The following is a 985-nucleotide window of genomic DNA, read 5'->3' as shown; positions in this document are numbered from 1 at the left end:
GTCCCTAAAGCATTCGTCCGGCACAGCGCGGCGTTTGATCCGCGCCAGCCGTTCGGCAAAGGCGACCTGCTTGGAGGTCGGATGGCTGGTGTCAGCCGGTTTCAACTTCGTTTGCGCCTCGATCCAGGCGCTGAGCGAGCGGCGGTCCTGTTGGACTTCCCAAGGCAGCAGGCTTTGGTTGCGGAGTGCCAGCGACCGCGCATAGGCGATCTGGCGTTCGGTTGCGGGCAGGGCAAATGTGGCAGCGTCCATGATGGGTCTCTCATGCGGATCGTCTACTCAATATAGAACATATAGGGAACAAAATCAACTCCGCGACCGCCAGACAGCAAGAGTTGGGTCGGAAATCGGCGTGTTTGGGCGGGTCGAGCGAGCCGCCGGGGCGCGCCATTCACCCCTGATCCGGAGGATTTCCGATGACCCAAGTTGCCACCGCCCAGAAACCTGCCACCCTCGTGCCCGAGTCGCGTCGGATGGCGTTCCTGCCCGCGCTCTTCAGCCCCGCCCTGATGCTGATCGGCGAGCGGTCCGTCTATCAATTCATGTTCTGGCTGGCCCCCGACGACTACACTGGTGGTCTTTGGCATTTCCACGAGCGGGAAGGCCAGCCCATGTTCATGTCACCCGACGCTGACAAGCGGTTTCGCATCTTCTGCGAGACGAACGGCTATATGGGCGAGGTCTCGGCCGAGGCCGCCGGGATCATCGCCACCCTTTTTGCGCTGTCGCATCTCTCGTTCCGCCATGAGTCCGACGAGCTTGCCGATGCCTACATGCGGCTTTACGAGTTCGCAGGTGACCACCCCGAGGCGGGCGAGATCTTCAAGGCGATCGACTGACGCGGGCGCCGCACCAGCCGACTGACAATTCCTGACCCTTTGGCACCCTCCGGCGGTTTCGTCGGGGGGTGTTTGCATTTGCCGATAGCAGGCTGGCATGGGCGGCATTCGCCACGGGTCGCCCGCGGGGGCATACGGATTTCCAC

At 62.6% G+C, this 985-nt stretch carries 2 protein-coding genes; one reads left to right on the top strand and one right to left on the bottom strand.

Going from position 1 to position 985, the window contains the following annotated elements:
* Positions 1-252: hypothetical protein (locus AC1DVR_RS23565; protein WP_478003056.1), on the bottom strand; the 252-nt coding region annotated here is incomplete at its 3' end.
* 164 nt (positions 253-416) lie between these two features.
* Between AC1DVR_RS23565 and AC1DVR_RS23560 the strand changes: the two genes are divergently transcribed.
* On the top strand, positions 417-839 hold the full coding sequence (locus AC1DVR_RS23560) for an antirestriction protein (RefSeq protein ID WP_478003055.1): 423 nt from the start codon (positions 417-419) through the stop codon (positions 837-839).
* The last annotated feature ends 146 nt before the right edge of the window (positions 840-985 follow it).

It is taken from the genome of Rhodobacter sp. P2_H5 (genome assembly GCF_056403335.1).
Note: the sequence above shows the minus strand (reverse complement) of the source record. Positions and strands in the feature narration are given on the sequence as shown.

Coding starts and splice junctions, on each gene's coding strand:
- AC1DVR_RS23560 (WP_478003055.1), top strand. CDS start 417: ATGACCCAAGTTGCCACCGCCCAGAAACCTGCCACCCTCGTGCCCGAG.